Source organism: Thioalkalivibrio sp. ALE22 (genome assembly GCF_000381445.1).
In the GTDB taxonomy this organism is placed as follows: Bacteria; Pseudomonadota; Gammaproteobacteria; order Ectothiorhodospirales; family Ectothiorhodospiraceae; genus Thioalkalivibrio.
This window is the reverse complement of record NZ_KB906508.1, coordinates 72,380-97,340: the sequence shown is the minus strand read 5'-3', so window position 1 is coordinate 97,340 and position 24,961 is coordinate 72,380. Positions and strand designations below refer to the sequence as shown.

At 68.5% G+C, this 24,961-nt stretch carries 26 protein-coding genes and 1 pseudogene; 8 read left to right on the top strand and 19 right to left on the bottom strand.

The window, feature by feature from the left end:
* Positions 1 to 139 precede the first annotated feature (139 nt).
* From F793_RS0110465 to F793_RS0110435, 7 genes and pseudogenes are all read right to left on the bottom strand, one after another.
* Positions 140 to 1,201: a phosphotransferase gene (locus F793_RS0110465; RefSeq protein ID WP_018882653.1), complete on the bottom strand. Its 1,062-nt coding sequence runs from the start codon at positions 1,199 to 1,201 to the stop codon at positions 140 to 142.
* Positions 1,198 to 1,512, bottom strand: a complete 315-nt coding sequence (locus F793_RS0110460; RefSeq protein WP_018882652.1) for an MliC family protein — start codon at positions 1,510 to 1,512, stop codon at positions 1,198 to 1,200. Before F793_RS0110460 ends, F793_RS0110465 begins: the two co-directional genes overlap by 4 nt.
* A 94-nt stretch (positions 1,513 to 1,606) precedes the next feature.
* Positions 1,607 to 4,084, bottom strand: coding sequence for an EAL domain-containing protein (locus tag F793_RS0110455; protein WP_018882651.1), 2,478 nt, complete (start codon positions 4,082 to 4,084; stop codon positions 1,607 to 1,609).
* A 161-nt stretch (positions 4,085 to 4,245) separates the two neighbouring features.
* Positions 4,246 to 4,629, bottom strand: coding sequence for a hypothetical protein (locus F793_RS0110450; protein ID WP_018866092.1), 384 nt, complete (start codon positions 4,627 to 4,629; stop codon positions 4,246 to 4,248).
* A 188-nt stretch (positions 4,630 to 4,817) separates the two neighbouring features.
* A pseudogene (locus tag F793_RS0110445) lies at positions 4,818 to 5,123 on the bottom strand (diguanylate cyclase domain-containing protein); the annotation flags it as partial.
* A gap of 39 nt (positions 5,124 to 5,162) precedes the next feature.
* The gene (locus F793_RS0110440) at positions 5,163 to 5,879 is read right to left on the bottom strand and encodes a hypothetical protein (protein WP_018882650.1); all 717 of its coding nucleotides are present in this window, start codon (positions 5,877 to 5,879) and stop codon (positions 5,163 to 5,165) included.
* 7 nt (positions 5,880 to 5,886) lie between these two features.
* Positions 5,887 to 7,443 carry an EAL domain-containing protein gene (locus F793_RS0110435; RefSeq protein ID WP_026280405.1) on the bottom strand — a complete coding sequence of 519 codons (1,557 nt, stop codon included), beginning with the start codon at positions 7,441 to 7,443 and terminating at the stop codon, positions 5,887 to 5,889.
* A gap of 134 nt (positions 7,444 to 7,577) precedes the next feature.
* Between F793_RS0110435 and F793_RS13390 the strand changes: the two genes are divergently transcribed.
* Entirely contained in the window at positions 7,578 to 7,784 is a 207-nt protein-coding gene (locus F793_RS13390; RefSeq protein ID WP_018866096.1) for a hypothetical protein, read from the top strand.
* On the opposite strand, the gene F793_RS0110425 is transcribed toward F793_RS13390, so the two are convergent.
* Positions 7,781 to 8,737, bottom strand: coding sequence for a pentapeptide repeat-containing protein (locus tag F793_RS0110425; RefSeq protein ID WP_018866097.1), 957 nt, complete (start codon positions 8,735 to 8,737; stop codon positions 7,781 to 7,783). The genes F793_RS13390 and F793_RS0110425 overlap by 4 nt on opposite strands.
* Before the next feature lie 50 nt (positions 8,738 to 8,787).
* Complete coding sequence (locus tag F793_RS0110420) at positions 8,788 to 9,699, bottom strand: patatin-like phospholipase family protein (protein WP_018866098.1); 912 nt, start codon at positions 9,697 to 9,699, stop codon at positions 8,788 to 8,790.
* 144 nt (positions 9,700 to 9,843) lie between these two features.
* Here F793_RS0110420 and F793_RS0110415 point away from each other — a divergent pair, with 144 nt between their 5' ends.
* Positions 9,844 to 10,401 carry a hypothetical protein gene (locus F793_RS0110415; protein ID WP_018866099.1) on the top strand — a complete coding sequence of 186 codons (558 nt, stop codon included), beginning with the start codon at positions 9,844 to 9,846 and terminating at the stop codon, positions 10,399 to 10,401.
* A gap of 35 nt (positions 10,402 to 10,436) precedes the next feature.
* The gene (gene trxC, locus F793_RS0110410; protein ID WP_026279188.1) at positions 10,437 to 10,871 is read left to right on the top strand and encodes a thioredoxin TrxC; all 435 of its coding nucleotides are present in this window, start codon (positions 10,437 to 10,439) and stop codon (positions 10,869 to 10,871) included.
* 38 nt (positions 10,872 to 10,909) lie between these two features.
* Here trxC and F793_RS0110405 read toward each other — a convergent pair whose 3' ends face one another.
* Both F793_RS0110405 and F793_RS0110400 read right to left on the bottom strand, forming a co-directional pair.
* Complete coding sequence (locus F793_RS0110405) at positions 10,910 to 11,260, bottom strand: hypothetical protein (protein WP_018866101.1); 351 nt, start codon at positions 11,258 to 11,260, stop codon at positions 10,910 to 10,912.
* 58 nt (positions 11,261 to 11,318) lie between these two features.
* Positions 11,319 to 12,332: an MDR family oxidoreductase gene (locus F793_RS0110400; protein WP_018882649.1), complete on the bottom strand. Its 1,014-nt coding sequence runs from the start codon at positions 12,330 to 12,332 to the stop codon at positions 11,319 to 11,321.
* Positions 12,333 to 12,502: 170 nt separating this feature from the next.
* Here F793_RS0110400 and F793_RS0110395 point away from each other — a divergent pair, with 170 nt between their 5' ends.
* Positions 12,503 to 13,939, top strand: coding sequence for a diguanylate cyclase (locus F793_RS0110395; RefSeq protein ID WP_018876357.1), 1,437 nt, complete (start codon positions 12,503 to 12,505; stop codon positions 13,937 to 13,939).
* 18 nt (positions 13,940 to 13,957) lie between these two features.
* Here F793_RS0110395 and F793_RS0110390 read toward each other — a convergent pair whose 3' ends face one another.
* The 3 genes from F793_RS0110390 to F793_RS0110380 all read right to left on the bottom strand — a co-directional run bounded on the left by F793_RS0110390 (position 13,958) and on the right by F793_RS0110380 (position 15,953).
* Positions 13,958 to 14,278 carry a hypothetical protein gene (locus F793_RS0110390; protein WP_018866104.1) on the bottom strand — a complete coding sequence of 107 codons (321 nt, stop codon included), beginning with the start codon at positions 14,276 to 14,278 and terminating at the stop codon, positions 13,958 to 13,960.
* A gap of 117 nt (positions 14,279 to 14,395) precedes the next feature.
* On the bottom strand, positions 14,396 to 15,139 hold the full coding sequence (locus F793_RS0110385; protein ID WP_018882648.1) for a class I SAM-dependent methyltransferase: 744 nt from the start codon (positions 15,137 to 15,139) through the stop codon (positions 14,396 to 14,398).
* Between the two features lie 121 nt (positions 15,140 to 15,260).
* The gene (locus tag F793_RS0110380; protein ID WP_018882647.1) at positions 15,261 to 15,953 is read right to left on the bottom strand and encodes a VTT domain-containing protein; all 693 of its coding nucleotides are present in this window, start codon (positions 15,951 to 15,953) and stop codon (positions 15,261 to 15,263) included.
* 135 nt (positions 15,954 to 16,088) lie between these two features.
* Between F793_RS0110380 and F793_RS0110375 the strand changes: the two genes are divergently transcribed.
* Positions 16,089 to 17,609: an AAA family ATPase gene (locus F793_RS0110375; RefSeq protein ID WP_018882646.1), complete on the top strand. Its 1,521-nt coding sequence runs from the start codon at positions 16,089 to 16,091 to the stop codon at positions 17,607 to 17,609.
* A 102-nt stretch (positions 17,610 to 17,711) separates the two neighbouring features.
* Positions 17,712 to 18,173: an RT0821/Lpp0805 family surface protein gene (locus tag F793_RS0110370; RefSeq protein ID WP_018882645.1), complete on the top strand. Its 462-nt coding sequence runs from the start codon at positions 17,712 to 17,714 to the stop codon at positions 18,171 to 18,173.
* Positions 18,174 to 18,533: 360 nt separating this feature from the next.
* On the opposite strand, the gene F793_RS0110365 is transcribed toward F793_RS0110370, so the two are convergent.
* Entirely contained in the window at positions 18,534 to 19,895 is a 1,362-nt protein-coding gene (locus tag F793_RS0110365) for a diguanylate cyclase (RefSeq protein WP_018882644.1), read from the bottom strand.
* A gap of 242 nt (positions 19,896 to 20,137) precedes the next feature.
* On the opposite strand from F793_RS0110365, the gene F793_RS0110360 reads away from it, so the two are divergent.
* Positions 20,138 to 20,626 carry a PleD family two-component system response regulator gene (locus tag F793_RS0110360; protein WP_018880030.1) on the top strand — a complete coding sequence of 163 codons (489 nt, stop codon included), beginning with the start codon at positions 20,138 to 20,140 and terminating at the stop codon, positions 20,624 to 20,626.
* 18 nt (positions 20,627 to 20,644) lie between these two features.
* Here F793_RS0110360 and F793_RS0110355 read toward each other — a convergent pair whose 3' ends face one another.
* The 4 genes from F793_RS0110355 to amrB form a co-directional block, all read right to left on the bottom strand.
* Positions 20,645 to 21,655, bottom strand: coding sequence for an adenosine deaminase (locus F793_RS0110355; protein WP_018882643.1), 1,011 nt, complete (start codon positions 21,653 to 21,655; stop codon positions 20,645 to 20,647).
* 72 nt (positions 21,656 to 21,727) lie between these two features.
* Complete coding sequence (locus tag F793_RS0110350; RefSeq protein WP_018882642.1) at positions 21,728 to 22,342, bottom strand: rhomboid family intramembrane serine protease; 615 nt, start codon at positions 22,340 to 22,342, stop codon at positions 21,728 to 21,730.
* Positions 22,332 to 22,910 (bottom strand): AmmeMemoRadiSam system protein A, encoded by a 579-nt coding sequence (gene amrA / locus F793_RS0110345; RefSeq protein ID WP_018882641.1) that lies wholly within the window; start codon positions 22,908 to 22,910, stop codon positions 22,332 to 22,334. Before amrA ends, F793_RS0110350 begins: the two co-directional genes overlap by 11 nt.
* A complete protein-coding gene (gene amrB / locus F793_RS0110340; RefSeq protein WP_018882640.1) occupies positions 22,907 to 23,707 on the bottom strand; it encodes an AmmeMemoRadiSam system protein B in 801 nt (266 codons plus the stop codon). Before amrB ends, amrA begins: the two co-directional genes overlap by 4 nt.
* A gap of 85 nt (positions 23,708 to 23,792) precedes the next feature.
* Here amrB and amrS point away from each other — a divergent pair, with 85 nt between their 5' ends.
* On the top strand, positions 23,793 to 24,899 hold the full coding sequence (gene amrS / locus F793_RS0110335) for an AmmeMemoRadiSam system radical SAM enzyme (protein WP_018880026.1): 1,107 nt from the start codon (positions 23,793 to 23,795) through the stop codon (positions 24,897 to 24,899).
* The last annotated feature ends 62 nt before the right edge of the window (positions 24,900 to 24,961 follow it).

Sequence of the window (24,961 nt, the reverse complement as noted above, 5' to 3'; positions counted from 1 at the left end):
TGGGCGCCCGGACATGCCATCATTCACCGATGACGACCGAAACGAGCCGGAACAACACCGAATCGGCGAGTGAAGCGCCCACCCCGGACGCGAAACCGGCAGGCACGACCGCGGCCTGGGGCAGCTGCTCGGCGGAGCCCTACTGGCTGGAAGTCGCGGAGGAGCTGGGGCTGGATCCCGAGATGGGCCCCGGGATGGACTCTGGGCCGGTGCCGGAATCGCCTTCGTCCTGAATGCGGTGGATCACCGCGAGGGCCGTGCGCCGGCTGTAGTCGTGGATCTTCCAGTGGTCCGGCATCCAGCCGACCAGGAAGCGGTAGAAGTCGGCCTGGGCCACCGGGAACAGTGCGCGCCACTCGCGCTCGACGGCCCCGGCCACGTCTCCCTTGCCCTCCGCGTGCAGGGCCTTGCCCAGGGCGGCGAAATAGACCTCCAGCAGTTCGGCCTCCCAGGCCTCCTGTTCCCGTTCGTCCAGGCAGCTCCCGAGGAAATAGGCCACGTCGCGCATCCCGCAGCCACCGCCTGCGTACTGGAAATCGACGGCGGCGACGGCGTCGGCCCCGGGCGTGAAGCAGAAGTTCGCGACCTTGGCGTCGCCATGGACGAGCGTGCGGTGGCGGGCACCGGTCAGGGCGGCGTCCAGCACGGGCGCCGCGGCGCGAATCGCCGGGTCCTCGATGGCGGCCCATTCGTCCGGGCGGGTGGCCAGGTGCCAGTAACTGCCCTCGGGCCACAGCCCCTTCGGGGCGTGTCCCAGGAAGCGTGCATGAAAGCGGGCCAGCCAGTGCAGGCAGTGCTGCGCCTCGGCGCGGGTCAGGTGTTCCTTGCGCCGCGCAAAGCCGGCGGCGTCGAGGTCTTCCAGCAGGAGCAGGTGCTCGTCGCCGATGGTCCCGGTGGCCAGGCAGTGGGGCACACGGCTAACGGGGTTGCAGAGGCCGGTCCAGTCGCGATACCAGGCCATTTCCACCTGGTAGGAGCGAACCTTGCGCTGATGCGAGCGGTCGTTGCTCCAGCCCCGCGGATGGTCCATTGCGTCGGGGAAGACCACGTGCTTGAGGATGACCGTCGGCTGGTCGGTCCCTTGCAGCCGGTAGCGGACGATCTCCCCGTAGCCGCTCCACAGGGTCTGGATCACCTGCTCGCGTTCCGCCTGGCGGGCGCCGGTGGCCTGCCGGACAAAGTCGGTGGTGCGGGCGCTCATCGGCGCGGGGGCAGGGCGCGGCAGCTCCAGAACACGCCGACCATCTCCAGCATCGCCGCGTCGTCCCGCGTCCAGAACACGATCTCGTCGGTAGGGTTGGCGTAGCGTCCGCCGTAGGCGGTCTCGGTGGCCTGCAGGCGGGCCCGGGCACCATTGAAAGCGAGCAGGGCCTGGTCGTCTTCGAAGGTGGCGGTGAACTCGGGCCCGTAGGCGCAGATGTAGGACACCTCGCGCGGCGCGTCGTCGCCGCGGGGCAGTGCGCTGCAGCCGGCGAGCAGGACGATTCCGGCGAGGACGAGGAGTGGGCGCACGCGGTGGCCTCCGGTGGATGGTGTGCCATCGTAGCCGCTGGGCGGACGCCCTTGCATGTCTCCCTGCGGTGCCGGGGTTGTTGGCACGCAGTGATCAGGCGCTGTGGCCCGACTGTGCGCCGGTTGCCGCGGGTCGCGCGAGCAGGCGTTCGCAGTCCGCCGCTGCCTGCGGGCGGGCAAACAGGAAGCCCTGCAGGGTCTGGCAGCCCTCCGCCTCCAGGAAGTCCTTCTGTGTCGAGGTCTCCACGCCCTCGGCGACGGATTCGAGACCGAGGTTGTCGGCCAGGCCCAGTATGGTGCGGACGATGGCGGCATCACTGGTCCCGGGCGCCAGATCCGCGATGAAGCAGCGGTCGATCTTCAGCACGTCCAGCGGGAAGCGGCGCAGGTAGGCCAGCGAGGAATACCCGGTACCGAAATCATCCAGGGCCACCCGCACGCCCCGCTCGCGGAACTGGCCCAGGGTACGGATTACCTGCTCGATGTCGGCCATCAGCATGCTTTCGGTGACCTCCAGTTCCAGGGCATTGGCGTCCAGCCCCGTCTCTTCCAGCACACGGTCAATGCAGTGGGCCATTTGCCGATCCCGGAACTGGGGGGCGGCCAGGTTCACGGACATCCGCACGGCGGGGAGTCCGGCCTGATGCCAGGCCCGGCACTGGCGGCAGGCCTCGGTCAGGATCCACTGGCCCAGCTCGACGATCAGCCCGGTCTCCTCGAGGATCGGGATGAAGCCGCCGGGCGAATGCACCGTACCGCCGGGGTCCATCCAGCGCAGCAGGGCCTCGACGCCGACGACGCGCCCATCCTGCGCGGCCACCCGTGGCTGGTAATGCAGGAAGAACCCCTCGTGGTGGTCGACCGCGCGCCGCAGCTGACCCTCCAGCGAGACGCGCTTGCGCACGTCGCTGTTGAGGTCGCCGGAGCAGAATTCGATGGCATTGCCCTCGGTACGCTTGGCCTGATGCATCGCCGATTCGGCGCGCCGCATCAGGTCGGCGATGTCGCGGGTATCGTGCGGATACACGGCGACCCCGATTGAGCCCGGGACGTAGAGTTCGTGTTCCCCGGCCTTGATGACTCGGCGCAGGGGTTCCAGCAGGCGGGTGACCGATCCGGCGACCGCGCCGGGTGCTTCCACCGGCAGCAGGGCGCCGAACTCGTCCCCGCCCAGTCGGGCCAGGACGCCGCCCACGGGCAGGCGGTTCTCCAGCCGCCGCGCCACATGTTGCAGGACCTCGTCACCGGTGGCCTGGCCCATGCCTTCGTTGACGCTCTTGAAGCGGTCGAGCCCGATATGGGCGAGTACCAGCGGGCGTCCCAGGCGTTCGGCATCCACCACGGCCTGCTCGGCGCGCTCGGCAAACCGGGTCCGGTTGGGCAGGCCGGTGAGGGCGTCGTGATAGGTGATGAAATGCAGCCGCCGCTCCGCCTCGCGGCGCTCGGTAATGTCGTGCACCACACCGGCCATGCGCTGGGGCTGGCCTCGGGAGTCGAAGTCCACGCTACCGCGCTGGTGCACGATGCGGACGCTGCCATCGGGGCGGACGATCCGGTGTTCGATGTCGTAGTCCGGGCCCTCCGGGGTCAGGGCCGCGTCGACGGCATGCTGCACGCGCTCGCGATCGTCCGGATGCACGGCCCGCATGAAGGCCTCGTGGGTCGCGCCCCACTGGTCCGCTTCGAGGCCGAAGATCCGGAAGACTTCGCTGGACCAGCGGATCCTGCCGGCCTCGAAATCCGAGATCCAGTTGCCCAGATGAGCAATCTGCTGGGCCTCTTGGAGTTCCCATTCACGCTGCTCCAGGGCCTCGCGCGCGGCCTGGCGCTCGGTGATGTCCTGGAAGGAGACCACCGCGCCGGTGACCCGGTTGCGGGAATTGAACAGGGGGGCCACGTTGATCAGTACAGGAAACCCGTGCCCGGCGCGGCTCCAGAAGTATTCCTCGCAGGCCTGCAGCGGTTCCCCGGTACGCAGGACCCGGTACACGGGGCATTCCGTGGCCGGGAAGGGCTGGCCATCGGGGCGGCTGTGATGGGACAGCTCGTGCGAGTTGCGGCCCAGAGCTTCTTCCTCCGTCGCAAACCCCAGCAGTTCGCGGGCGGCGGGGTTGAGGAAGGTGTAGTGACCGTCGGCATCGATGCCGAACACGCCTTCGGCCAGGCTCCCCAGGAGGTTGTCGCGCAGGGACTCGGTCTGCCGGCGCTCGGTGACGTCGATGCCCAGGGTCTGGAAGTGGGTGATCCGGCCGGCCCCGTCGAAGAACGCGCGGCTGGTCCAGCGAACCCAGCGGTCCGCGCCATCGCCGCGCTGGACGGGGTTTTCGATGGTGCGCACCGGGGCATCGGGGGTGTAGCGCAGCAGGTCGGCCCGGTTTTCCGCCTGGCGCTCGTCGGGCAGGTCGTGGATCCAGCGGTGGCCCACCAGCCCGCCGGGCGGGGCCGCGAAGAATTCGTGGGCGGCCTGGTTGGCATAGAGGATGGTCGTGTCGGGGTGATAGCAGATGATGATGAAGGGGTGATGTTCCACCAGTTCCTGGTACTGGATCTCCACCCCGGACGAATCGCTCATGCACTTCCCCCTGTCGGTCGCGGTTTCGGTGGCCCCTTCCCACCGATCGCGTCTTCCGGAGTCTGGCAGGAGGTCCGCGACCGCGCAAACGGTACTTCAGAGGGAGATTTGGCTCGCGCTACGCGACCGCCTGTCGCCGGGTGCGGGAGCGCCCGTAGAGGTCAGTGCGGGTCCTCGCGGGACTCCAGCTGATCCAGCGGGTCGTGGTCATCCTCCTGTTGACGCACCCGTCGTGCGTGCAGGCCGGGATCGGCGAGCGAGGGGTCGGCCTGTACATTGCGTACCACCAGAAAGGTCCACACGGTGGCAAACCCCCACAGAAAGACCCCGATGGCCAGCGGGAAGGCGGCGTGCCCCGAAGCACCCCCGAGGCCGGTCCACAGGGCATAGGCAATGGAGACCAGGGCCGCGGCCCAGACGATGGCGATGGGGGCGGCGCAGCTGTGGGCGGCGGCACCGTAGCGGTAGGCCGCGATCGGGGGCAGGGTGACGCCGAGGGTTCGGTACAGCGCGGGTTCGCGCGCGGGGTCATGCAGGCTGGTCATGTCCGTTTCGCCCTCCCGAGTGCCGGATTCCCCGGAGTCTGGTCCGAAACCGGGGCGTTTTCCAGATGACGGCGCGTAGCGCCCGGCGGAATCGGGTATGGATCACGGATTCGGGCGTTAGCGGCCGATCGTGTCCCCGTCACGCACGCGTATCGGTTTTCCCTGAGATCGCTGGCGATGGCAATGGTTCAGCCGGCCCTCGGGGAGTCCGTGATCGCGACCCGGTTGCGGCCATTGCGCTTGGCCTGGTACAGCGCGCGGTCCGCGGCCTCGACCAGCCGCGCGGCGCCGCCCGTCGCGTCCGGGATGATGCTGCTCACCCCGGCGCTGGCGGTGAGCGTCGGGGTAATGCGCGAACTGGCGTGAGGGATCGCCTCGTCGCGTATGCGCTGGAGGCAGCGTTCGGCGAGGGTGTGAGCACTCTCCCGATCGGTGTCCGGCAGGATCAGCACGAATTTCGCCCCGTCCCCGTGTGCCACCGGGTGTTTCGGGCGGGTTCGCGCTCATGGCGAAAGGCGTCCTTGTGCCGTCTTTCAGCTTGTTGTGAGTGGCTGGATCAGCAGCTCGAGGCGCGGGGTCCGGACGGGGCTGCCCGGGTTCGTGTTCACTGTACCGATACCCATACTGCGCAGTACCAGCCGCTCGGGTGCCACGCCGGCATCCTGCAGGCGCTTGCCCGCGTTCAGGGCATCGCCTGCGGCGGGGGTCTCCGCGCCGTCGTCGGAGTCGGGGTCCGGGCCGTCGCGATAGGCCACGAGGGTGATCAGGCTGGCGCGAAATTCGTGGAGCAGGTGACCAATGGTGTCCAGCGCACGGGCCTGGCCGTTGCCTTCGTTCAGGGTTACGTGGATGCCCGCGTCCCGGTGCTCGATGGTGGCGGGCTGCCCGGCCAGCTCCTGGCGCAGCCGGGCGCCGAGGACATCCACGTAGTAGCCCACGCGGGCCGGCTCCAGCGTCTCGTGGCCCTGCTCGCGCAGGGCCACGCGGCGTTCGCTTTCCGCGTGCTTGGAGGTGGCCAGGCTCAGCGCCGCGGCCGAGGGTTCCTCGGGCGTGGCCTCGTCGGCCGCAGGGGTGTCCGCGGCCCCGTCCGGGTCGGTGGCCGGCTCGGCGGTCGTGGCGGGGCGGTCCTCGGTCGCGGCCGGGCGTTCCTGTTCTACCGGCAACAGGCCGCAGCCGGTGGCGGTTGCCGCCAGCAGCAGGGCCAGTGTCAGGGCGCGTCCCGGCAGGCGCGGGGTGGGGATATTGGGCATGCTCTCCTCAGTGGTTGCGGCACCAGTCCAGGAAGGCCTGAGCGGGCAGGGGGCGGCTGTACAGGTAGCCCTGTCCGCCGTCCACGCCCTGCTGGCGCAGCCATTCGGCCTGGTGGGGCGATTCGATGCCTTCGGCGACGATGTGCAGCTTCAGGGAACGGGCCATCTCGATGATGTGGCCGATCACGCTGCTGGTTACCGCCTCGTGGGCGATGGCATCGGCGAAGGTCTTGTCGATCTTCAGTGTATCCAGTTCGAAATGTTCCAGATAGGAAAGGCTTGAATATCCTGTGCCAAAGTCGTCGATGGCGATGCGGTGCCCGCGCCCGCGCAGTTCCCGCAGGCGGCCGCGCACGGCGTCTTCGTTCAGTAGCGAGCGTTCGGTCAGTTCCAGCTTGATCGAGGCGGGGGCAACGCCCGCCTCGCGCAGGGCCTTGCGCAGGGCGTCCCCGAAGCGATCGGAGGCCAGGTCGTGGCCGGTGATGTTGAGGTTGACGGTCTGCTCGGCATGCGCCCGCAGATGATCCCCCAGGTCGTGGAGGATGGCGCGCAGGATCGCGAGGGTCAGGTCGGTGGCCTGTCCGGTGTCCTCGGCCAGGGGCACGAACACATCCGGACGAATGGTCTCGTCGCCCTCGCGGTGCCAGCGTGCGAGGGCCTCCGCCCCCCGGCAGCGGCCATCGGCGAGGTCGACGATGGGCTGGTATTCCACGCTCAGGCGGTCGCGGGCGATGGCCTCGCGCAACTCGCTGGCGAGGCTCAGGCGCCGCCGCAGGTAGTGCACCACCAGGAGCAGCCACAATGCCACCAGCAGCAGCCCGAAGATCCCGGCCACGACAAGGGTTGGCAGGTAGCGCTCCCAGAAGGCCGCCAGTGGCTGCGCCGCGATGATGTCGATGGGAAAGATCGTATCCAGGGAGAAGTGGCTGACCAGGCGGCCCGCGGCATGGTCGACGCTGAGACCGGCGGGCGTGGCGTCGGGCGACGGCAGGTCCGCGTCGGCTGGATGGCGTGTCATGGGCAGGCCTTCGACCCACAGGCCAACCTGCTGGCTGTCCAGCAGGCCGGGGGGCATCAGCAGCCGCGGGTCGATGGCCACGTCGTGCTGTCCGAAGCGCATCAGGAACAGCTCGACACCGCCCACGGCGGTTGCCGTGCTCGGCCACCAGGCGATCACGCCGCTGTCGTAGATGCGGCTGGCCCGGGGCGGGGTCAGGGCCTCGCCCTGGACGAATCCGGCCCCGCACTGGCGTTCCGCCGCGCGCCAGTAGCCGATGGCCCGTACATGCGGCCGGGCCATCGCCACATCCTGCAGGTGTTCCAGGTGTTCCGGCGAGCAGGGCTCCATCTCCAGCTGGTTCAGGGTGTCCAGCAGGTCGCGGGCATCGACCAGGGTCGCCTCGGTCCCTTCGCCCAGGCGCTGGGCGAGTTCGGCCAGGCGTTTTTCCTCCGCCACCACGGACTCCTGCCAGAGGAACCAGGCCAGGGCGGCGAGCGGCAGCAGGATGCCGAGCAGGGCCGCGGCCGAGACCGAGAGCAGGACCTTGTCGCGTCGTGTGATCATGGTGGCCGTGGAAGAGGCGGGACAGTTGAAGCTTAGCATGCGCCCGGACGAATTCCGGGGCGGGCGCGGCGCTTTGGCGCGGCATTCGGAGCCGTCTATGCTCGAAGGGATACCAGTCGGTTCGGGGGTGCCCGATGAACACGAAGACGGAACCCACCCAGCCCGGAACACGGGCCGAAGCCGCTGTTGCCGCGCCGCGCAGCCGCCTCAGCATGCACGAAGGCGTGACCGCGTCCTGTGACTGCTGTTCCTGCGAGGCGGAACCCTACTGGGCGGAAGTCGCCCGGGAACTGGGGATCGACCTGGAGTCCGAAGTGGGTGCGCAGGGAGATCGGGGCTAGTCGCAGGTCCCGACGGAGTCGCGGGCGCAGATGCGGCCATCGGTCCAGATGCTGCGCCCGAGCCGGGCCCCGTCCAGGCGTGCGCCCGCGAGGTCGGCCCCGGTCAGGTTGGCATGCGCGAGATTGGCGTCCTCGAGGTTGGCGTCGACCAGGTGCGCCCGGATCAGGTCCGCCCCGGTCAGGTTGGCGCCGGCGAGATCCGCACCCTCCAGGCTGGTCAGGGTGAGATCGGCGAAGCGCAGATCGGCGTCCGTGAGGCGGGCACCGTGCAAGCGCGCGCCGGCCAGGCGGGTGTTGTGCAGGGATGCGCCCGTCAGGTCGACGCCACGCAGGTCGGCGCCGGCCCGGTCACAGTAGTTCCAGTTGATGCCGGGCGCCGGTGCCGCTGCGCAGTCCGGTCCCGGGTCGCGTTCGAGCGTGATGCCGAAACCGATGAGCAGCGCGAGGGCCAGCGCAACCGCGGAGCCGCCCACGATCCAGGGGCGCGGCCCGCGGATCCAGCCGCTCCAGGGCGGTGGCGGTTGTTCCAGGATCTCGGCCCATTGCTGGCGGTGAGAGAGGGTCTCCGGTGATTCCGGGCAGCGGCGGTCGCCCTTGCGGCGGTCGCGGATCTCGGGCGGCGGGTCGTCGTGACGCCGCTCGCGGCGGCGTTCGTCTTCGCGCAGGCGCGCCTGCTCCAGGCGTTCGCGACCCTCCGGGGTGTGGGCGTTCTGCAGCTCTTCGGGGATCAGGTGCGGGCGCTGGTCGATCCGCCACCAGGTCTCGCCGTCGCGACTGACCTCGTCATCCGGGCACAGGCGGCCCAGGATCAGGAAGCGGCCGATGGAGCGCTGGGGGTAGGGGCCGCAGACCTGCCCGCCGCGCCGGGTGAACCACAGTTCATGGCGCCCGTCGCCGGGTTCCGGTAACGGGTCGTTGGGATCGGGCGAGGGATTGGGGGGGTCGTGGGCCACGCTGCTCCTGGATTCCCGCGGGGTCGCCTCCGTTGCGACCGATGCCGCGATTATAGGGCATGCCCCCGGGACTCGAGCTGCTCGCGCAGTTCGTCGGCGGCGGGCTGTGCCTTTTCGAGGATCTCGTCAATGCGGTTGAAGTGCAGCAGGCGGATGCCGCCGGTGTCCGGGACGAGGTAAAGATCGGGCGGATCCAGCCGGGTCATGTGGCGGATGATGGAACCCTGCATGATGCTGAAGCTCTTGAACAGCAGGTCCGTGATGCCGATGTCCTCGGTGTCGTTCTGCGCGCCGTTGCCGGAGACATCCACGGCGATGACATAGTCGTACTGGCCCTGGAGCAGGTCGTAGGGCAGCGGGTTGGAGGCGCCTCCGTCGATCAGGTAGCGGTCATCGCCATGTTGCACCGGTTCGAACAGTCCCGGAACGGCCATGCTCGCGCCGATGGCGGCGAAGAGGTCGCCCTCGTCGATCACCACGCTGTCCCCACTGCGGAAGTCGGTGGCCACCACGGAGAACGGGATGCGCAGGTCGTCGAAGTCACGGGCCTCGGTGTGATCGGCGAGAAAGCGCAGGAATTCGCTGGAGTCGAACAGGGCGTTGCGGCCCAGCCGCAGCGGGACCAGGTCCAGCAGCTTGATGTCGGAGCGTGCCAGCCCGGTGAGGGCGTCGAGTTCGGACCCGGCGAAGTCATCGAACAGGTCCAGGATCTCTTCAGCATCCAGCCCAGCGGCATACAGCCCGCCGATCACGGCCCCGATGCTGGTGCCGGTGATGCGGTCGGGGTGCATCTCGAGGTCGTCGAACACCTGGAGGATGGCGATATGCGCCAGGCCGCCGGCGCCGCCCGAGCCCAGCGCCAGCCCGATGGTTGGCGATGACGAATCGGCGCGCTCCGCCATCAGAGGCGCCGGCGCGGCGGACAGCAACAGGGCGAGGAGCAGGACCAGCAGCGGCTTCATGGGGTGGCGTACTTCCGAATCGTGAGGTGCATCCTGCTACCCTGAGCCGGAATGCATCCGGGGGCAAGCCTTTTGGAATCAGGGTATTCGAGTGCGCGGGCCGACAGGATTCCCCGCGGGTTCAAGTGGGCCTATCTCGCCTTTGTGCTGGTGCTGGTGCCGATCTACGCGGCCGTGCACGGGTGGTTCAATTTCCTGTGGTTTTCCAACGTCGCGCTGCTGGGCGGGCTGCTCGCGGCCTGGCTGGAGAGCCGTCGCCTGGCCAGCATGATGCTGGTGGCCGTGGTCCTGCTGGAGCTGGGCTGGGTGCTGGACTTCCTGCTCAGCATGCTGGTCTGGGGCTGGGCGCCGCTGGGCATCGTGCACTACATGTTCAACCCCGAGATTCCGTTGTTCGTGCGCCTGCTGTCGCTGTACCACCTGCCGCTGCCGTTCGTGCTGATCTGGCTGGTCTGGCGCCTGGGTTACGACCCGCGCGCCTGGCGCTACATGGCGGTTCTGGGCTGGGCCATCCTGCTGCTGACCTTTGCGCTGGCGGACCCCGAGAACAACGTGAACTGGGTCCTGGGGCCGGGCGGCCAGGTCCAGGAGTGGATGCATCCGGTCACGTGGCTGGGCGTGGTGATGGCTTTTTGTACCGGGGTCTGGTGGTTGACCCATCTTCTGTTCGGGTGGTTGCTGCCGCGGCGCGGAGTAGAATGAAGTGGTCCGTCGGGTGGTAATGGCGAGGTGCTGCTGTGAGTGAGTCCCTGCATGTGGTGTGTCCGCATTGCGATGCGGTCAATCGAATCCCCGCCGCGCGCCTTGGCGCCGGGGCGAAGTGTGGCCAGTGTCACCAGCCGTTGTTCGTCGGCGAACCGGCGGAACTGACGAGCACGAATTTCCGGCGGCACGTCGAGCGCAACGATATCCCGCTGCTGGTCGATTTCTGGGCGCCCTGGTGTGGTCCCTGCAAGATGATGGCGCCGCAGTTTCGGCAGGCGGCGGGGGAGCTGGAGCCCACCGTGCGGCTGGCCAAGGTGAACACCGAGGCAGCACCCGATCTGGGGCAGCAGTTCGGGATCCGCAGCATCCCGACGCTGGCGCTGTTCCGCGGCGGCCGCGAGCTGGCCCGCCAGGCGGGGGCCATGGGCGCGGCGGATATCGTGCGCTGGACGCGGGGGCAGGTGTAGACGTTGGTCCGGGCCCGGCGTCCAGCGGCCCGTGTTTGCTAGCCCAGTCGGCGCCAGGCCTCGTGGCCGCAGCTCATGCACTGGTACTGGGCCTCGAAGTGTCCCGGTTCGTCCGGGCGTTCGCGGATGGTGCCGTCCTGGAAGGTGAAGCTGCGCAGGGTGCAGCGCGGGCATTTCTCGACCGGGTCGCGCGGCGGACGGGGTTCGCCGGATGTCGGCGCGGGCTCGCCGTCCGTGGAGCCGGAGGCCTCCTCCAGCGCCTGATTGAGTTCCCGCGTCAGTTCGGCGGTGAGGCGGTGGGCGGCCTCCGCTCGGTCCTCCCGGGCCATGGCTTCCAGTTCGGCGAGGCGGTCGCGGATGGACTTCAGGCGGGACGCGAGTACGGTCATGGGGATCTCCGGGGTGGTCTGTCCGCGAGCATAGCCGGTTCGAGGTGGCCCGGGGATATCAGGAGTCGCCAGCGACTTGCGGATCCAGGCGCACTACCGTGCGTCCCCGAATCTGTCCCGCGAGGATCTGCTCGCCGTAATGCGGCAGGTCGTCCAGCCCGATCTCGGTGGCCATCGCCTCCAGATCGTGGCCGGGGAGCAATGCGGCCAGGCGTTCCCAGGTCTCTCGCCGTCGTTCGGCGGGGCACAGCACCGAGTCGATCCCCAGCAGGTTGATGCCGCGCAACAGGAACGGCAGGACCGTGGTCTTGAGCTGTGGCCCCCCGGCCAGGCCGCAGGCCGCCACCGAGGTTCCATAGCCCATGCCGGCGAGTACATGGGCCAGCATGTCGCCCCCCACCGTGTCAACGCAGCCGGCCCAGCGTTCGCGCAGCAAGGGCTTGGTCGGGGCATCGGCCAGGTCGGCGCGGGGCAGGATCGTCGACGCACCCAGCCGGTGCAGGTAGTCGGCGTTCTCCGCGCCGCCGGTGACGGCGGTGACCGTGTAGCCCAGGCGGGCCAGCAGACGTACGGCGATACTGCCCACGCCGCCGGAGGCACCCGTGACCAGGACCTCGCCGGCGTCCGGCTGCAGGCCGTGGTCCTCCAGGGCCTGGATCGCCAGCATGGCGGTAAAGCCGGCGGTGCCCGCGGCCATGGCCTGGCGAGCGTTGTAGCCCGCAGGCAGCGGGACGAGCCAGTCCGCCTGCACGCGGGCGCGTTCGGCGTAGCCGCCCCAGTGGGTCTCGCCCACTCGGTAGCCGGTCAGCACAACGGGGTCGCCCGGGCGGTAGCGTGGGTCCGCGGACTCGAGGACCGTGCCGGCCAGGTCGATGCCCGGCACGTGCGGGTAGTCCCGGACCAGGTTCCCCTGGCCCTGCAGGATCATGCCGTCCTTGTAGTTCAGCCCGGAATAGTGCACCCGCAACAGGACCTCGCCGGCGGGCAGGTCATCGAGCTGGAGTGGGCGGATTGTCGCCCGCGGTCCATCGGGCGTGTGTTCGAGGATCAGGGCCTTGAAGGTATCGGTCATGCGGTCTGGCGTGGTGTACGGATGGGACGGAGAGCCTAACAAAGGTGCGAGCGGGGGACCCGCGCGGCGGGAATGTTGCTACCCTCCAGAGTATGGGCGAGCATCGTGGACGGGCTCCGTCGAACGATTGCGCGGTGCGTGCCGACAGGTATCCCTGTGCGAGGATGGCCATGGCGGACGATCTCCACACGCGTTTCCACACCCTGATCATCGAGCATGCCCCGGTGTGGGTGAACACCCTGGACACCGAGGGGCGGGTGACGCTCTGGAATCGCGCGGCGGAGCGGATCAGCGGCTATCGGCGCGAGGACGTCGTGGGGCATGCCGCGATCTGGGAATGGCTTTACCCCGACGCCGCTTATCGCGCGGCGATCCAGGAGGAGGTGGAGGCCATCATCCGCGACGGGCGCGAGATTGCGGGTCTGGAGACCACGATCCGGACGCGCAGCGGCGAGGCGCGCACGCTGTCGTGGGCGGCCCAGCGGTTTTTCGATGATGACGGCACGCTCATCGGGGCCAGTGCGATCGCCGAGGACATCACCCGCCGCAAGCACCTGGAGGCAAGGGCCCAGCGCCAGCAGCGGCTGCAGGCGCTGGTGTCCGCGATCTCCGCCCGGTTCGCCGACCTCGCGGCGGACGCAGTGGACGCGGCCGTAACGGAGGTACTTCGGGATCTCGGCGAGTTCTTCCAGACGGGCCGTGCCTATGTGATCCGGTTCCGTCCGGACGGGGCGACTATGGACCTGGTGCACGAGTGGTGTGCCCCCGGCGTCCAGCCGTTCCTCGACCAGATGCAGGGCATTCCCATGGAGTCCCATGGGTGGGTGACCGGTCACATCCGGCGCCGCGATACCGTGCACGTGCCCGATGTGGACGACCTCCCCCCGGAGGCCGCGGTGGAGCAGGCCGAGTTCCGCCGCCAGATGATCGAGTCCCTGTTGCTGATCCCGCTGATCAGTGATCAGAACGCCTTCGGCATGCTGGGTTTCGACTCGGTGAACCGGCGCTGCGAATGGAGCCCCGAAGAGATCGCCACCCTGCAGGTGGTGGCCGACATCATCGCCGGTACCTTCGCCCGCAAGCAGGCGGAGGCCGAACTGGCGCGCCAGGCGCGGGTGGATGGCCTGACCGGGCTGGCGAACCGACGCGAATTCGACGCCGTGCTGGAGCGCGAATGCCGCTCTCGCCGCGAGGTGAATCTGGCACTGCTGATGATCGATATCGACCACTTCAAGCCGTATAACGACCGCTTCGGGCATCAGCGCGGGGATGACTGTCTGCGCCAGGTGGCCCGGGTGCTGCGGGAGGCGGCACACCGGCCGACGGATCTGGTTGCGCGCTACGGGGGGGAGGAGTTTGCCTGCATCCTGCCGGACACCACGCTGGAGGGTGCCCGCGCGGTCGGCGAGCGGGTGCGCCGCGAGGTGGAGGCCCTGCAACTGGAACATCCGGATAACGTGACCGCTACGGTGACGGTCAGTCTCGGCGTCAGTACGGTGAGCGGGGCGCGTTCGACGACCCCGGAGGCTCTGCTGGGCGAGGCGGACCGGCTGCTCTACTGCGCCAAGCGCGAGGGGCGCAACCGGGTCTGCGCAGCGGGGCTGTAAGTGGCCGCGCCCGAGTCGCTATTCGCCGGTTGAGCGCGTCGGGCGCTCGCGCGGGTCGGGCGAGCGCGCGTCGGTGCGCTCCAGCAGGGGTACGACGGGTGTGGACTCGCTGTCCTCGCTGACGAACTGGTCGCCTTCCATCCACGGTGGCGGCAATTGCGGCCGCATGTCCTGGACCTGGGCCAGATTCGGGAACTCGACCTTGGAGAACAGCTCGGCGGCGGATTCCTGTGCCTCGGGGTTCTGCACGGTCAGCACGAAGCCCGTGGCCAGCACCAGCAGGGACAGCTGGAAGCGCTGATCGCGGTAGGTGGAACGTGAACGCAGCAGATCGAGCATCGGATGGTCTCTCGGGAGTCTTGCTTCAGGAGACATTACGCCGGGGCGGGTGGTTCCTTCAAGCGGGCATGAGGAAAGGCCGGGTTTTTGGCTGGCCCGGGGCGCGGCCGGCGGATCTCAGGGTTCGCGGCGGCAGACCAGGAAGACCTCTTCCACTCCCGCGGTGGGCACCATGCCGGGGCTCAGTGCGAGCGGCTTCTGCAGGCGCAGGCCCAGCGGCATCAGGAAACGGTTGTAGACCTTCATGGCGACGGGCCGGTGTCGCTGCAGGAACCACATCCCGAGATCGGTGAGGCGCGAGGATTTCGGCTTCATCCCGAAGATCGCGCTTTGTTCGATCGTCAGCCCGTGGCATTCGAGTAGCTGGATCAGATGCGCCGGCTCGTAGCGCCGGTAGTGGCCGACGATGTCGTCGAACGGGGTCCAGTATTCCGGGTGCAGCGGGGTCGAAAGCAGCACCCGGGCCCCGGGCGCGGCCACCCGCGAGAGTTCGCCAAGGGCCGCCTCGTCGTCCTCCACGTGTTCGATGATGTCCAGTGCGCACACCAGGTCGAAGCGGTCGTCGGCATAGGGCAGGGCGGAGATCGGGGCGGTCTGGGTGACACCGCCCCGATGGTCCAGTGCGGCCAGGGCCGGCGGGCTGATGTCGACGAAGTGGGTGTCCGCGATGGGCAGCCGCGGGCGCATGCCGGGCCCCACTTCGAGGCGGCGCTCACGGGATGCCGCGAGACTGGAGACCAGGGTCCAGGTATTGAAGCGCTCGGGGTGTACCAGGCGGGTATCCGCCCACAGGCCATCATAGAAACGCTGATTGACGTCGCCGATGTCCGAACAGGGTTGTGGGGAGGGCTCTCGAGTCACGTAGAGGGCGCGCTGGAATGCGGGACGACAGTCTAACGAACCTGGCGGACGGTGACAGGTTTGCGGGCGTGTAGCGGGAAACCGTTCTCGGTTTGAGGGGGGCGACCGCATGGGCACGCCGTCATGGTCGGCCCGTCCGCCGGCGCGAGTGCTGGCGCTGAATCCAGTAGCGCAGCACCGAGCCGAGCAACAGGAAGACCGCCAGGACGACCAGCGGCAGGAGGGTCCGGGCCTGCAGGACCTCGCCGGTGGCGATGGCATCCGTGGCCTCGTGGATGGCGGTGGCGTAGACGCCCCACTTGACGGCCAGGCCGAGCACGGCCGCCAGCATGAAGCCGCCCAGTGGCAGGCCGAGGGCCCCGCCGGCGTAGTTGATCATTGAATGCGGGAAACCGGGGAACACCCGCAGCGCCATCTGCGTGGCGACGTGGCCGTGGCGCCGCAGGAAATCCGTCAGCCAGTTGTCCTCGCGGCCATCGCGTTCGGTGCGCGCCAGGCGGGCGGCGACCCGGTAGGCCCCCCAGGCACCACTCGTGCTGCCGATCAGCAACAGGCCGACGGCGACCAGCGGCGGATGGAACGGGGCAATCAGCCATATGACCAGCGTGCCCGGCAGGGCGAAGACGAGCATCAGCGCCATCAGGAGCACCAGCCCGGCGGTGGCCCAGAGGCCGCCCGCGAAGGTCTCGCCCCAGGCCAGCAGGCGGGCCGGGTCCCCCATCCACAGCGCGCTGCCGATGCCCAGCGCGATCAGCAGGACCAGCACGCCACGCCCCAGGGTGGCGCGCGTGATCCGGTGGTGGACTGGCGGCATGGGTTCTCCGTGGCTGCGGCGGGACGATGGTCTCAGGGTAGACGATGCGCACGGGTGGCGTGGATGATCCGTGTTTCCCTCGCATTGCCGCGATGGTTGGGTACACTCGGCGGGGTACCGCGAAGGAGCGACGGATTGGGCAAGAAGCTGGAAAATCGGACGGCACACAAGATCCTGCGCGGGCTCAAGTCGCGTTATCCGGTGTTCTACCTGCTGGGCTGGGACGAGGACCGCATGGAGCGGCTGCTGCGCTCGGTCGCGCGCTCGTTCTACGGCGAGGACGGTCACCTGGAGGTCTGGTCGGCGAGCCACGGGTTCGGCGAACACGATGCCCCGGGCGCGCCGACCACCGATCCGGTCGCGGCGGTGGCGCGGGTGGCGGCAGGGGAGACGGATGCGCCGCGCATGGTCCTGCTGAAAGACCTGCCCACCTGGTTCGACGACAACCCGGCACTGGTGCGCGGGGTGCGCGATCTCTACTACCAGCTGAAGAAGGGGCGCAACGTGGTGTTCCTCAGCTGTCCGCTGCTGAAGCTGCCGGAGATCCTGAAAAAGGAGGTCTTCCTGGTCGAGGTGGACCTGCCCTCGGAGGCCGAGGTGCTGGAGCAGCTCGAGCACACCCATGGCGCCGAGGCGATCCCGCGCGAGCAGTTGTTCCGCCTCGCGGCGGGGATGCGCGGGTTGTCCCTGAACGAGGTCGGGCATCTGAGCGCGCGGCTGTTCCGCGGCCAGCCCCTGCCCGAGGCCGAGATGCTGGCCGAGATCCAGGAGGAGAAGGGCCAGATCCTGCGCAAGGAGAGCTGTCTCGAGTTCTATCCGCCACAGCGCTCGCTGGAGGACATCGGGGGCCTGGAGAATCTCAAGGAATGGGTGCGCACGCGCGCCGACCTGTTCACCGAGAAGGCCTGGAACGACAACGTTCCGCTGCCCGCCGGGGTGCTGTTCATGGGGGTCAGCGGCTGTGGCAAGAGCATGGCCGCCAAGGCCATCGCCACCGCCTGGGGGCTGCCGCTGGTGCGGCTGGACATGAGCCTGGTGCTGTCCGGCAGTTTCGGCACCCCGGAATACGCCTTTGCCCGGGCCACCCGTATCGCGGAGGAAATCGCGCCCATGGTGCTGTGGGTGGACGAGCTGGAGAATGCCTTTGGCTTCGACAGCCACGCCGCCGGCAGCGCCGGCAATGTGAATATCTTCTCGAGCTTCCTCACCTGGCTGCAGGAGAAGTCGCCACGCGTGTTCGTGGCGGCGACCGCGAACCGTATCCAGCAGCTCCCGGCCGAGCTGATGCGCAAGGGGCGCTTTGACCAGTTGTTCTTCCTCGACCTGCCGAACGTGGAGGAGCGCAAGGAGATCCTGCGCATCCATATCGAGCGCCATGGCGGCCACCTCGAGGACTTCAACCTGAACTACATGGCGGCCAGTACCGAGGACTGGAGCGGGGCCGAGATCGAGCAGGCGGTGAAATCGGCGCGCATCGACGCCTACCAGGAGGGCCGGGTATTCAACCAGCGCGACGTAATTCGCAACGTGATCAACACGGTACCGCTGTCGCGGACCATGGTGGAGCAGATCCGCGAGATCAAGAGCTGGGTATTCCAGCGCGCGATCAACGCCTCCAAGCCGGAGACGACAGCCCCGCCGAAGCCGTCCGGCTGACCGCCCGGTTCGCCGGGCCGCCTATACTCGGGGCAGGGGGACGCCGAAGCCGGCGCCGGTCCCCCGCGGGTTCAGGTACGGGTCGCCGGTGGAGGAATGCTCATGTGGCGCAATGTTTCTTTCGTGATCGTCCTGGCGGCGACCCTGGTGCTCGGCGGCTGCGCGACCTATCAGGGCTCGCAGGAGCAGGCCGGGATGGTGATCGGTGGCGTGCTGGGCGGCGTGCTCGGTTCTCAGGTCGGATCCGGACGTGGCCGCACGGCCGCCATCATCGCCGGGACCCTGGCCGGTGCGGCGATCGGTGGCTCGGTGGGCCAGTCCATGGACGAGGTGGACCGCCTGAAGACGGCCCAGACCCTGGAGAGCGTGCGCACGGGCGTGCCCTCGCGATGGGTCAATCCCGACAGTGGCAATCAGTACACCGTGGTGCCGACCCGAACCTACGAGACCACGGCCGGCCCGTGCCGCGAATACACCATTGACGCGGTGATTGGCGGCCAGACCGAGCAGGTGTACGGGACGGCCTGTCGGCAGGCGGATGGCAGCTGGCGCGTCCAGGGCTGATACGCCAGTGTCTACCTTGGGAGACGCTGATTGAATCGCACGTCCGCGCTCGAGTCGCTTTTGCGTGCGTTTAATGCGCGGTGACTGCGGTGCAGTCATTCTGCACAAGGGAACCGCAACGCTGCGCGCGCGCCCGTTTTTGATCACCAACGGGCGGCCGAGCCCCTGCTTTCTATGGCTTGTGGGGTTGGTGCCCCCCGATTCTGAATGAATATGGCCCGATCCTGCGTTGCGCCCCGAATCCATCCAAAACGGGCGGGTAGAACCACTACCCGCTGTACGACGCGCCTTGTCTCGGAACGATTGTCTCGAACAACTGGGGGGGCACCAACGCGGACGGGCGATTCAGTCAGCGTCTCCCTAGCTGACGGGTTGCGGGCTGGCCTGTCCATCCCCCGGGGCAGAATCGGGTGGGGTGTCCGGCAGGTCGGTTTTGCCCGGGCCGTCCAGGGTGCGCGAGACCACGCGGTCGCGGCCTTCGCCCTTGGCCTGGTAGACGGCCTGGTCGGCGACCCGGAAGAGGTCGTTCATGCTGACCTCGCGCCCGGCCGGGCGGCTGGTGACGCCGAAGCTTGCGGTAATGGTCAGCCCGGCGGGTTCGAGTTCACGCAGCTGCTGGCGCAGCTCCTCCGCGCGGGTGTGGGCATCGAACAGGTCGCATTCCGGGAGTAACAGGAGGAATTCCTCGCCCCCGAAACGCAGGGCCACGTCGCTCTCGCGTCCGGTGGTGCGCAGGAGTTCGCCGACGCCGACCAGGACCTCGTCCCCGACCAGGTGGCCATGGGTGTCGTTGATCTGCTTGAAGTGGTCGATGTCCAGCAGGATCAGGCTGAGCGGGATGTCGTTCTGGTTGGCTTCGGCGAAGAAACGCGCGGCGCACTCGGCCAGGACGTTGCGGTTACGCAGCCCGGTCAGCGGATCGATCATTGCCATGTCGTAGAGCTTCTGGCGCTGGTCCTGGACCTCCTCGAACAACCGCTTGTTGGCCAGCAGGTTCCCGATGCGGGCGCGGACCTCGTCCTCCAGCACGGGTTTCGTCACGAAGTCGTTGACGCCGAGGCGGAAGAGTTCGGCGCGCCGGTTCTGGTCGTCCAGGCCGGACATGGCCACGATCGGCAGGCTGGTCTTGTCGGGGAACTGCTGGCGCAGCCGACTGACGAGCCCCATCCCGCTGATCTCGCCCTCGACCAGGATGTCGGAGAGCACGAGGTCCCAGGTGCCCCGGTCAAAGGCCTGCAGGGCCTCGTCGGCGCTGCGGAAGTGCGCGACCTCCAGGCCCATGCCCTCGAGGATGCGGATCATCACGCGGGCGACGGTGGGACTGTCCTCCACGTACAGGACGTTCCCCTCGTGGGCGTGTTCCACCGGCCGCCCGTAGCGCGCGGCCTGATGGAACAGGTCACGGATGTTGGTCTTGTCGTGGAGGTCGGTGGCGCCGGCCTCGAATGCCTGACGGCGGATGTCGTGGTCGTGCTGGGTCGTGAGCAGGATCAGGGGCAGGTCATGGCCAGCGGCCCTGGCACGGGCCCGGCGGCAGAATTCCACGCCGGTCATGTCGGGCAGGGTGATCGAGGCGCAGACCAGTTCCAGGTCGTTTTCCTCGATGCGGGCAAGCCCTTCGGCCCCGCTGCTGGCCATGATCGGCTTGTGCCCGGCGGCCAGGACCATGCGGCTCCACAGCGCCCGGAAGACCCGCGAGCGGTCGACGACGAGGATCTTCATGCCGGGCTTCCCGCGGCCGGGCGCCGCAGGGGCGCGCGCGTGGGCTGTGGCCGGGCTGTATTGGTCTTCATGGCGGGTTCCGACTCCGTTCAGGCATCCGCACGAAAACCCGGATGATGCGCGCCTTTGCGCTGCTGTTCAAACCGAAGCAACGGGCGCGGTGGACAGGGCCAGCGGGGGGAGGAACAATGCAGCCAGGCGGGCGAGCGCGCCTGGCCTATGGATCAGGAAGGGAGTCCGGCATGAGCTATCTGCAGCGAATGGGGAGTCTGCTGCGTTTTGGCAAGGCTGGCGAACGGCGCAGGAAGGCACGCCGGGAGGCCGCGCGCGGGCTGCGTGTGCTGGTGGTGGATGATTCGCGCACCGTGGTCGCACTGCTCTCCAGCATGCTCCGGCAAAACGAGATGGAGCCGGTGGGGGCCGGCGATGCCGAGCAGGCCCTGGCGCTGGCCCGCGAGAACCCGCCGGACCTGATCTTTCTCGACATCATCCTGCCCGGGATGACCGGGTTTGCCATGCTGCGTCAGCTGCGCCGGGACCCGGCCACCGCGAAGGTGCCGGTGATCATGATCAGCGGCAACGAGGACGCGGTGGAGCAGTTCTTCCTCGATCGCATCGGCTCCGATGACTTCATGAAGAAACCCTTCGGTCGCGGCGAGGTCTTCTCGCGGATCGAGCGCCTGGTGGAGCAGGGTCGCCTGCCGGCGCGTCCGCTCCGGTTTTCCGGCTAGAGAAGTCGTCGAGCGCCGTCAGTCCGCGAGACGGGCGCGCCAGGCGTCGATCTCGCCGTGCAGACGCTGCTGTGCTTCGGGCTCCAGGAACGCGGCGTCGACGGCGTTGCGCGCGAGGCGTTCCAGGTCGTCGGGACCCAGTTGCAGGGCTTGGGCGGTCGCACGGAAGTTTTCCCTTACATAGCCGCCGAAATAGGCCGGGTCGTCCGAATTGATGGTGACGCACAGCCCGGCGTCCATCAGGCGTTTCAGGTTGTGGCCTTCCAGGCGGTCGAAGACGCACAGCTTGATGTTGGACAGCGGACAGACCGTGAGCGGGATCCGGTCGCGGGCCAGTCGCTCCATCAGCGCCGGGTCCTGTTCGGCCTGCACCCCGTGGTCGATGCGCGCGACCCGGAGCCCGTCCAGTGCCTGCCAGATGTATTCCGGCGGGCCTTCCTCACCGGCATGGGCCACCGCGGGGAAGCCCTCGGCGCGGGCCCGATCGAACACGGCCTGGAAGCGCTCGGGCGGGTTGCCCAGCTCGGCCGAATCGAGGCCGACTGCATGGATATGTTCGCGCCACGGCAGCGCCGTCTCCAGGGTCTCCATGGCCGCGTCCGCACTCAGATGACGCAGGAAGCAGAGAATCAGCCGGCTGGTAATGCCGAGTTCACGTTCGCCATCGGCGAGTGCCCGGCGGATGCCGTCGATGACGGTCGCGAACGCCACGCCGCGTTCGGTGTGCGTCTGCGGATCGAAGAAGATCTCGGTATGGCGGACCTCATCCGCCTGGCAGCGTTCGAGGTAGGCCCAGGTCAGGTCGTAGAAGTCCTGCTCGGTCAGCAGCACGCGGGCGCCGGCGTAGTAGATGTCCAGGAAGGACTGCAGGTCGTGGAACTGGTAGGCCGCGCGCACGTGCTCGACCGAGGCGTACGGCAGCTCGACCCCGTTGCGTTCGGCCAGGGCGAACATCAGCTCGGGCTCCAGCGTGCCCTCGATGTGCAGGTGCAGCTCGACCTTGGGCAGGGTGGCGATGGCGTCTTGCATGGCGGGATCTCGTAGCGGCCGAAAGAAGGCACGCAGGCTAGGCGGACGCGGCGCTCCGGACAAGTATCGGGGTCAGCCGAGGGGCGCGAGCAGCTCGTGGAAGAACCGGGCCAGCAGGCCGGGCTCCAGCCAGAGCATGAAGGCCACGCCCCAGGCGCCACCCCATAGATGGGCGCTGTGGTTGATGTTGTCGCGGTTCTGCCGCTGGGCGTAGAGCGAGTAGCCGACATAGACCGCGGCGAACACGATGGCCGGGACCGGGATGAAGAACACGAACAGCAGGGACCACGGCTGGAGCAGGATGTAGGCGAACAGCACCGCGGACACCGCGCCCGAGGCCCCCAGGGAGCGGTAGCTCGGGTCGCGCAGATGGCGCAGGTGGCTGGGCAGGCTGGCCAGCACGATGCCGGCCAGATAGAACAGGGCGAAGCCACCCATGCCGATCTCGGGCACCAGCACGCGTTCCATGGCCATGCCGAAGAAGAACAGCGTGATCATGTTGAACGCGAGATGGGTGCCGTCGGCATGGATGAAGCCGTGGGTCACCAGGCGCCAGTACTGGCCGCGTTGCACCGACGGTGGGTGATGGATCATCGCCTGCAGCCAGCGCGGGTTCTGCCATGCCAGCAGCGAGATCACGACCGTGGCAATGACGATGTAAAGGGTGATGCTGGGTTCAAAGTTCACCGGCAAACTCCTGCGAGCTGTAGCGCCAGGCCTGGAGCCCCATTGTCCAGGCGTCATGCCCCAGCCCGGCCTTCTGCAGCAAGGCATCGAGGAAGGCCTCGGGATCGGGTAGCTGCTCCCACACCGCGGGCAGGAAGGTCGCCCGCCGCGTCCCGGCCTGGATGACCAGGCCATCGCGCCCGGGCTGCAACTGCTGCAGCAGGGCCTCTCGATGCGGGGCATCCACGGGGTGCGCGGCGCTTAGCAGGGTCACCGAATACTCGAGCCCGACGAGTTCCTCCGGGCGCAGGCGGGGAAAGCGCGGATCATGGAGGGCGGCGGCCCGGGCGTTGTGCTGGACATCCGTGGCCAGGGGGCGATGGGCCTCCAGGCTGCCGATACAGCCGCGCAGGGCATCCCCCCGCTTTAGGGTCACGAAGCTGGCGCCCGGGTCGGCAAGCGGGGCGGGCTCCTCCGCGAGCGCGATACCGTCGGCGGCATGGTCGTGCGCGGCCCGGTGGATGGCGTCCGCTGCGAGTTCCAGCAGGCGCTCACGCGCCGGCGCGGACAGGTCGATGACGGGCGTCATTGCAGCATCCACGCGCCGTAGCCGACCACCTGGTCGCGCGGGCCGGCGGTGTCGCCGGAGTTGCGCTGGTCCAGAGTGGTAATGGCGAGACCCCGCTGCCGCGCCAGACGCAACAGACCCGCCAGGGGGCGGCAGCCGCAGGCCTGTTCCGGGCCCAGCGCGTGCGCATCCAGGCGTTCGATTGCCCGGGTGGTGGCGGTATCCAGCCGGCGCGCGGTGGCGTAGTTATGGAAATGGGAGAGATCCGAGCTGACCACGATGAGGGTCTCCGGGCCGCCCCACAGGCGTTCCAGTACGTTCGCAACCTGTTCCGCGGGGGCATCCCCGACCACCAGCGGTACCAGCTCGAAGGCCCCCAGGGCCACCTGCAGGAACGGCAGGTGAGCTTCCAGGCTGTGTTCCGGGGCGTGTGCGAGGTCGAGTGCCTGGACGCCGGGCAGCCTCGCGATGGTGTCCAGAGCCTTGTGATCCACGGGGACGTCCCCCAGCGGGCCGCGGTAGGCCGTGACCGTGGTGGTCGCGATCCCGTGGAAGGGCACGCGATGCGACGGGCCCAGCAGCACCACGCGCCGGATGCGGCCCGCCAGCGGGCGGATGCGGGCATAAGCCGAGGCCGCCACCGGGCCGGAGTAGGGGTAGCCGGCGTGCGGGGCGATCAGGGCCTTGGGCGGCGCCGCGTCGGGTGCCGGCCGGACGGCATCCAGCAGCCGGGTGACCGTGGCCCGCAGCTCGGCGGGGTCGGCCGGGTAGAACTGTCCCGCGATAGCGGGCTCGCGGACGCGGAGCGGGGCGCTCATGGGAGGTCTCCGTCGGACATTATGTCGTTGAATATCGGGGTTTCGGCCTCATATTCAAGGGCATGAACCACGAGCCGGACCGGATATGAACGACACCCCTGAACACGACGCCTTCACGGTGGCCACTCGCTACTGGCACAGCCTGGAGGATGGCCGCGTGCAATGCGACCTGTGCCCGCGCTACTGCAAGCTGAAGCCCGGGCAGCGCGGGGCCTGCTTTGTCCGCGCCAACCTCGACGATGCCGTGGTGCTGACCAGCTACGGGCGCTCCTCCGGCTACTGTGTCGACCCGATCGAGAAGAAGCCGCTCGACCACTTCCTGCCGGGCAGCCCGGTGCTCTCGTTCGGTACGGCGGGCTGCAACCTGGCCTGCAAGTTCTGCCAGAACTGGGATATCAGCAAGTCGCGCGAGATCGACACCCTGGCGGACCGTGCCGATCCCGAGACCATCGCCCGCGTGGCCGAGGCGCTGGGTTGCCGCGCGGTGGCCTTCACCTACAACGACCCGGTGATCTTCCATGAATACGCCATCGACGTCGCGGCTGCCTGCCGTGCGCGGGGCATCCGCTCGGTGGCGGTCACCGCCGGTTACATCACCGAACAGGCTCGCGGCGAGTTCTTTGCCGCCATGGACGCGGCGAACGTGGATCTAAAGGCGTTCACCGATCGCTTCTACCACAAGCTGACCGGGGCGCATCTGCAGCCGGTGCTCGACACCCTGGAGTGGCTGGTACACGAGACCGATACCTGGGTCGAGATCACCACGTTGCTGATCCCCGGCGAGAACGACAGCGACGCGGAGATTACGTCGATGGCGCAATGGATCCTGGAACATCTGGGGCCGGATGTGCCGCTGCACTTCACGGCCTTCCATCCGGATTTCAAGATGACGGAACACCGGCGCACGCCGATCGAGACCCTGCAGCGGGCACGCCGGATCGCCCGTGAGCAGGGCCTGCATCACGTGTACACCGGTAATGTGCACGATGCGGACGGCCAGAGCACCTGGTGTGCGGGGTGCGGGCAACGCCTGATCGGGCGCGACTGGTATGAACTGTCGGACTGGAATCTGACCGCCGATGGCTGTTGCAACGCCTGCGGGGCATCGGTCCCGGGTGTCTTCGAGTCCCGCCCCGGCACCTGGGGTGCCCGGCGGCAGTCGGTGCGGCTGGCCGACTTTCGAAGGGCTTGATTCACCGGGCTTGAAAAGTCCCTTTGGGCGACCTAGTTAATTCGCTAGACAGGGTTGGATTT

What these genes read in the sequence shown, in the direction of transcription:
- F793_RS0110435 (WP_026280405.1), bottom strand. Translation starts at nt 7,443, where the DNA reads ATGATCACACGACGCGACAAGGTCCTGCTCTCGGTCTCGGCCGCGGCC.
- F793_RS0110390 (WP_018866104.1), bottom strand. Translation starts at nt 14,278, where the DNA reads ATGCTCGATCTGCTGCGTTCACGTTCCACCTACCGCGATCAGCGCTTC.
- F793_RS13390 (WP_018866096.1), top strand. Translation starts at nt 7,578, where the DNA reads ATGAACACGAAGACGGAACCCACCCAGCCCGGAACACGGGCCGAAGCC.
- F793_RS0110450 (WP_018866092.1), bottom strand. Translation starts at nt 4,629, where the DNA reads ATGACCAGCCTGCATGACCCCGCGCGCGAACCCGCGCTGTACCGAACC.
- F793_RS0110420 (WP_018866098.1), bottom strand. Translation starts at nt 9,699, where the DNA reads ATGAAGCCGCTGCTGGTCCTGCTCCTCGCCCTGTTGCTGTCCGCCGCG.
- F793_RS0110370 (WP_018882645.1), top strand. Translation starts at nt 17,712, where the DNA reads ATGTGGCGCAATGTTTCTTTCGTGATCGTCCTGGCGGCGACCCTGGTG.
- F793_RS0110395 (WP_018876357.1), top strand. Translation starts at nt 12,503, where the DNA reads ATGGCGGACGATCTCCACACGCGTTTCCACACCCTGATCATCGAGCAT.
- F793_RS0110365 (WP_018882644.1), bottom strand. Translation starts at nt 19,895, where the DNA reads ATGAAGATCCTCGTCGTCGACCGCTCGCGGGTCTTCCGGGCGCTGTGG.
- F793_RS0110355 (WP_018882643.1), bottom strand. Translation starts at nt 21,655, where the DNA reads ATGCAAGACGCCATCGCCACCCTGCCCAAGGTCGAGCTGCACCTGCAC.
- F793_RS0110360 (WP_018880030.1), top strand. Translation starts at nt 20,138, where the DNA reads ATGAGCTATCTGCAGCGAATGGGGAGTCTGCTGCGTTTTGGCAAGGCT.
- amrB (WP_018882640.1), bottom strand. Translation starts at nt 23,707, where the DNA reads ATGAGCGCCCCGCTCCGCGTCCGCGAGCCCGCTATCGCGGGACAGTTC.
- amrS (WP_018880026.1), top strand. Translation starts at nt 23,793, where the DNA reads ATGAACGACACCCCTGAACACGACGCCTTCACGGTGGCCACTCGCTAC.
- F793_RS0110455 (WP_018882651.1), bottom strand. Translation starts at nt 4,084, where the DNA reads ATGAGCGATTCGTCCGGGGTGGAGATCCAGTACCAGGAACTGGTGGAA.
- F793_RS0110405 (WP_018866101.1), bottom strand. Translation starts at nt 11,260, where the DNA reads ATGACCGTACTCGCGTCCCGCCTGAAGTCCATCCGCGACCGCCTCGCC.
- F793_RS0110465 (WP_018882653.1), bottom strand. Translation starts at nt 1,201, where the DNA reads ATGAGCGCCCGCACCACCGACTTTGTCCGGCAGGCCACCGGCGCCCGC.
- F793_RS0110440 (WP_018882650.1), bottom strand. Translation starts at nt 5,879, where the DNA reads ATGCCCAATATCCCCACCCCGCGCCTGCCGGGACGCGCCCTGACACTG.
- amrA (WP_018882641.1), bottom strand. Translation starts at nt 22,910, where the DNA reads ATGACGCCCGTCATCGACCTGTCCGCGCCGGCGCGTGAGCGCCTGCTG.
- F793_RS0110380 (WP_018882647.1), bottom strand. Translation starts at nt 15,953, where the DNA reads ATGCCGCCAGTCCACCACCGGATCACGCGCGCCACCCTGGGGCGTGGC.
- F793_RS0110400 (WP_018882649.1), bottom strand. Translation starts at nt 12,332, where the DNA reads ATGACCGATACCTTCAAGGCCCTGATCCTCGAACACACGCCCGATGGA.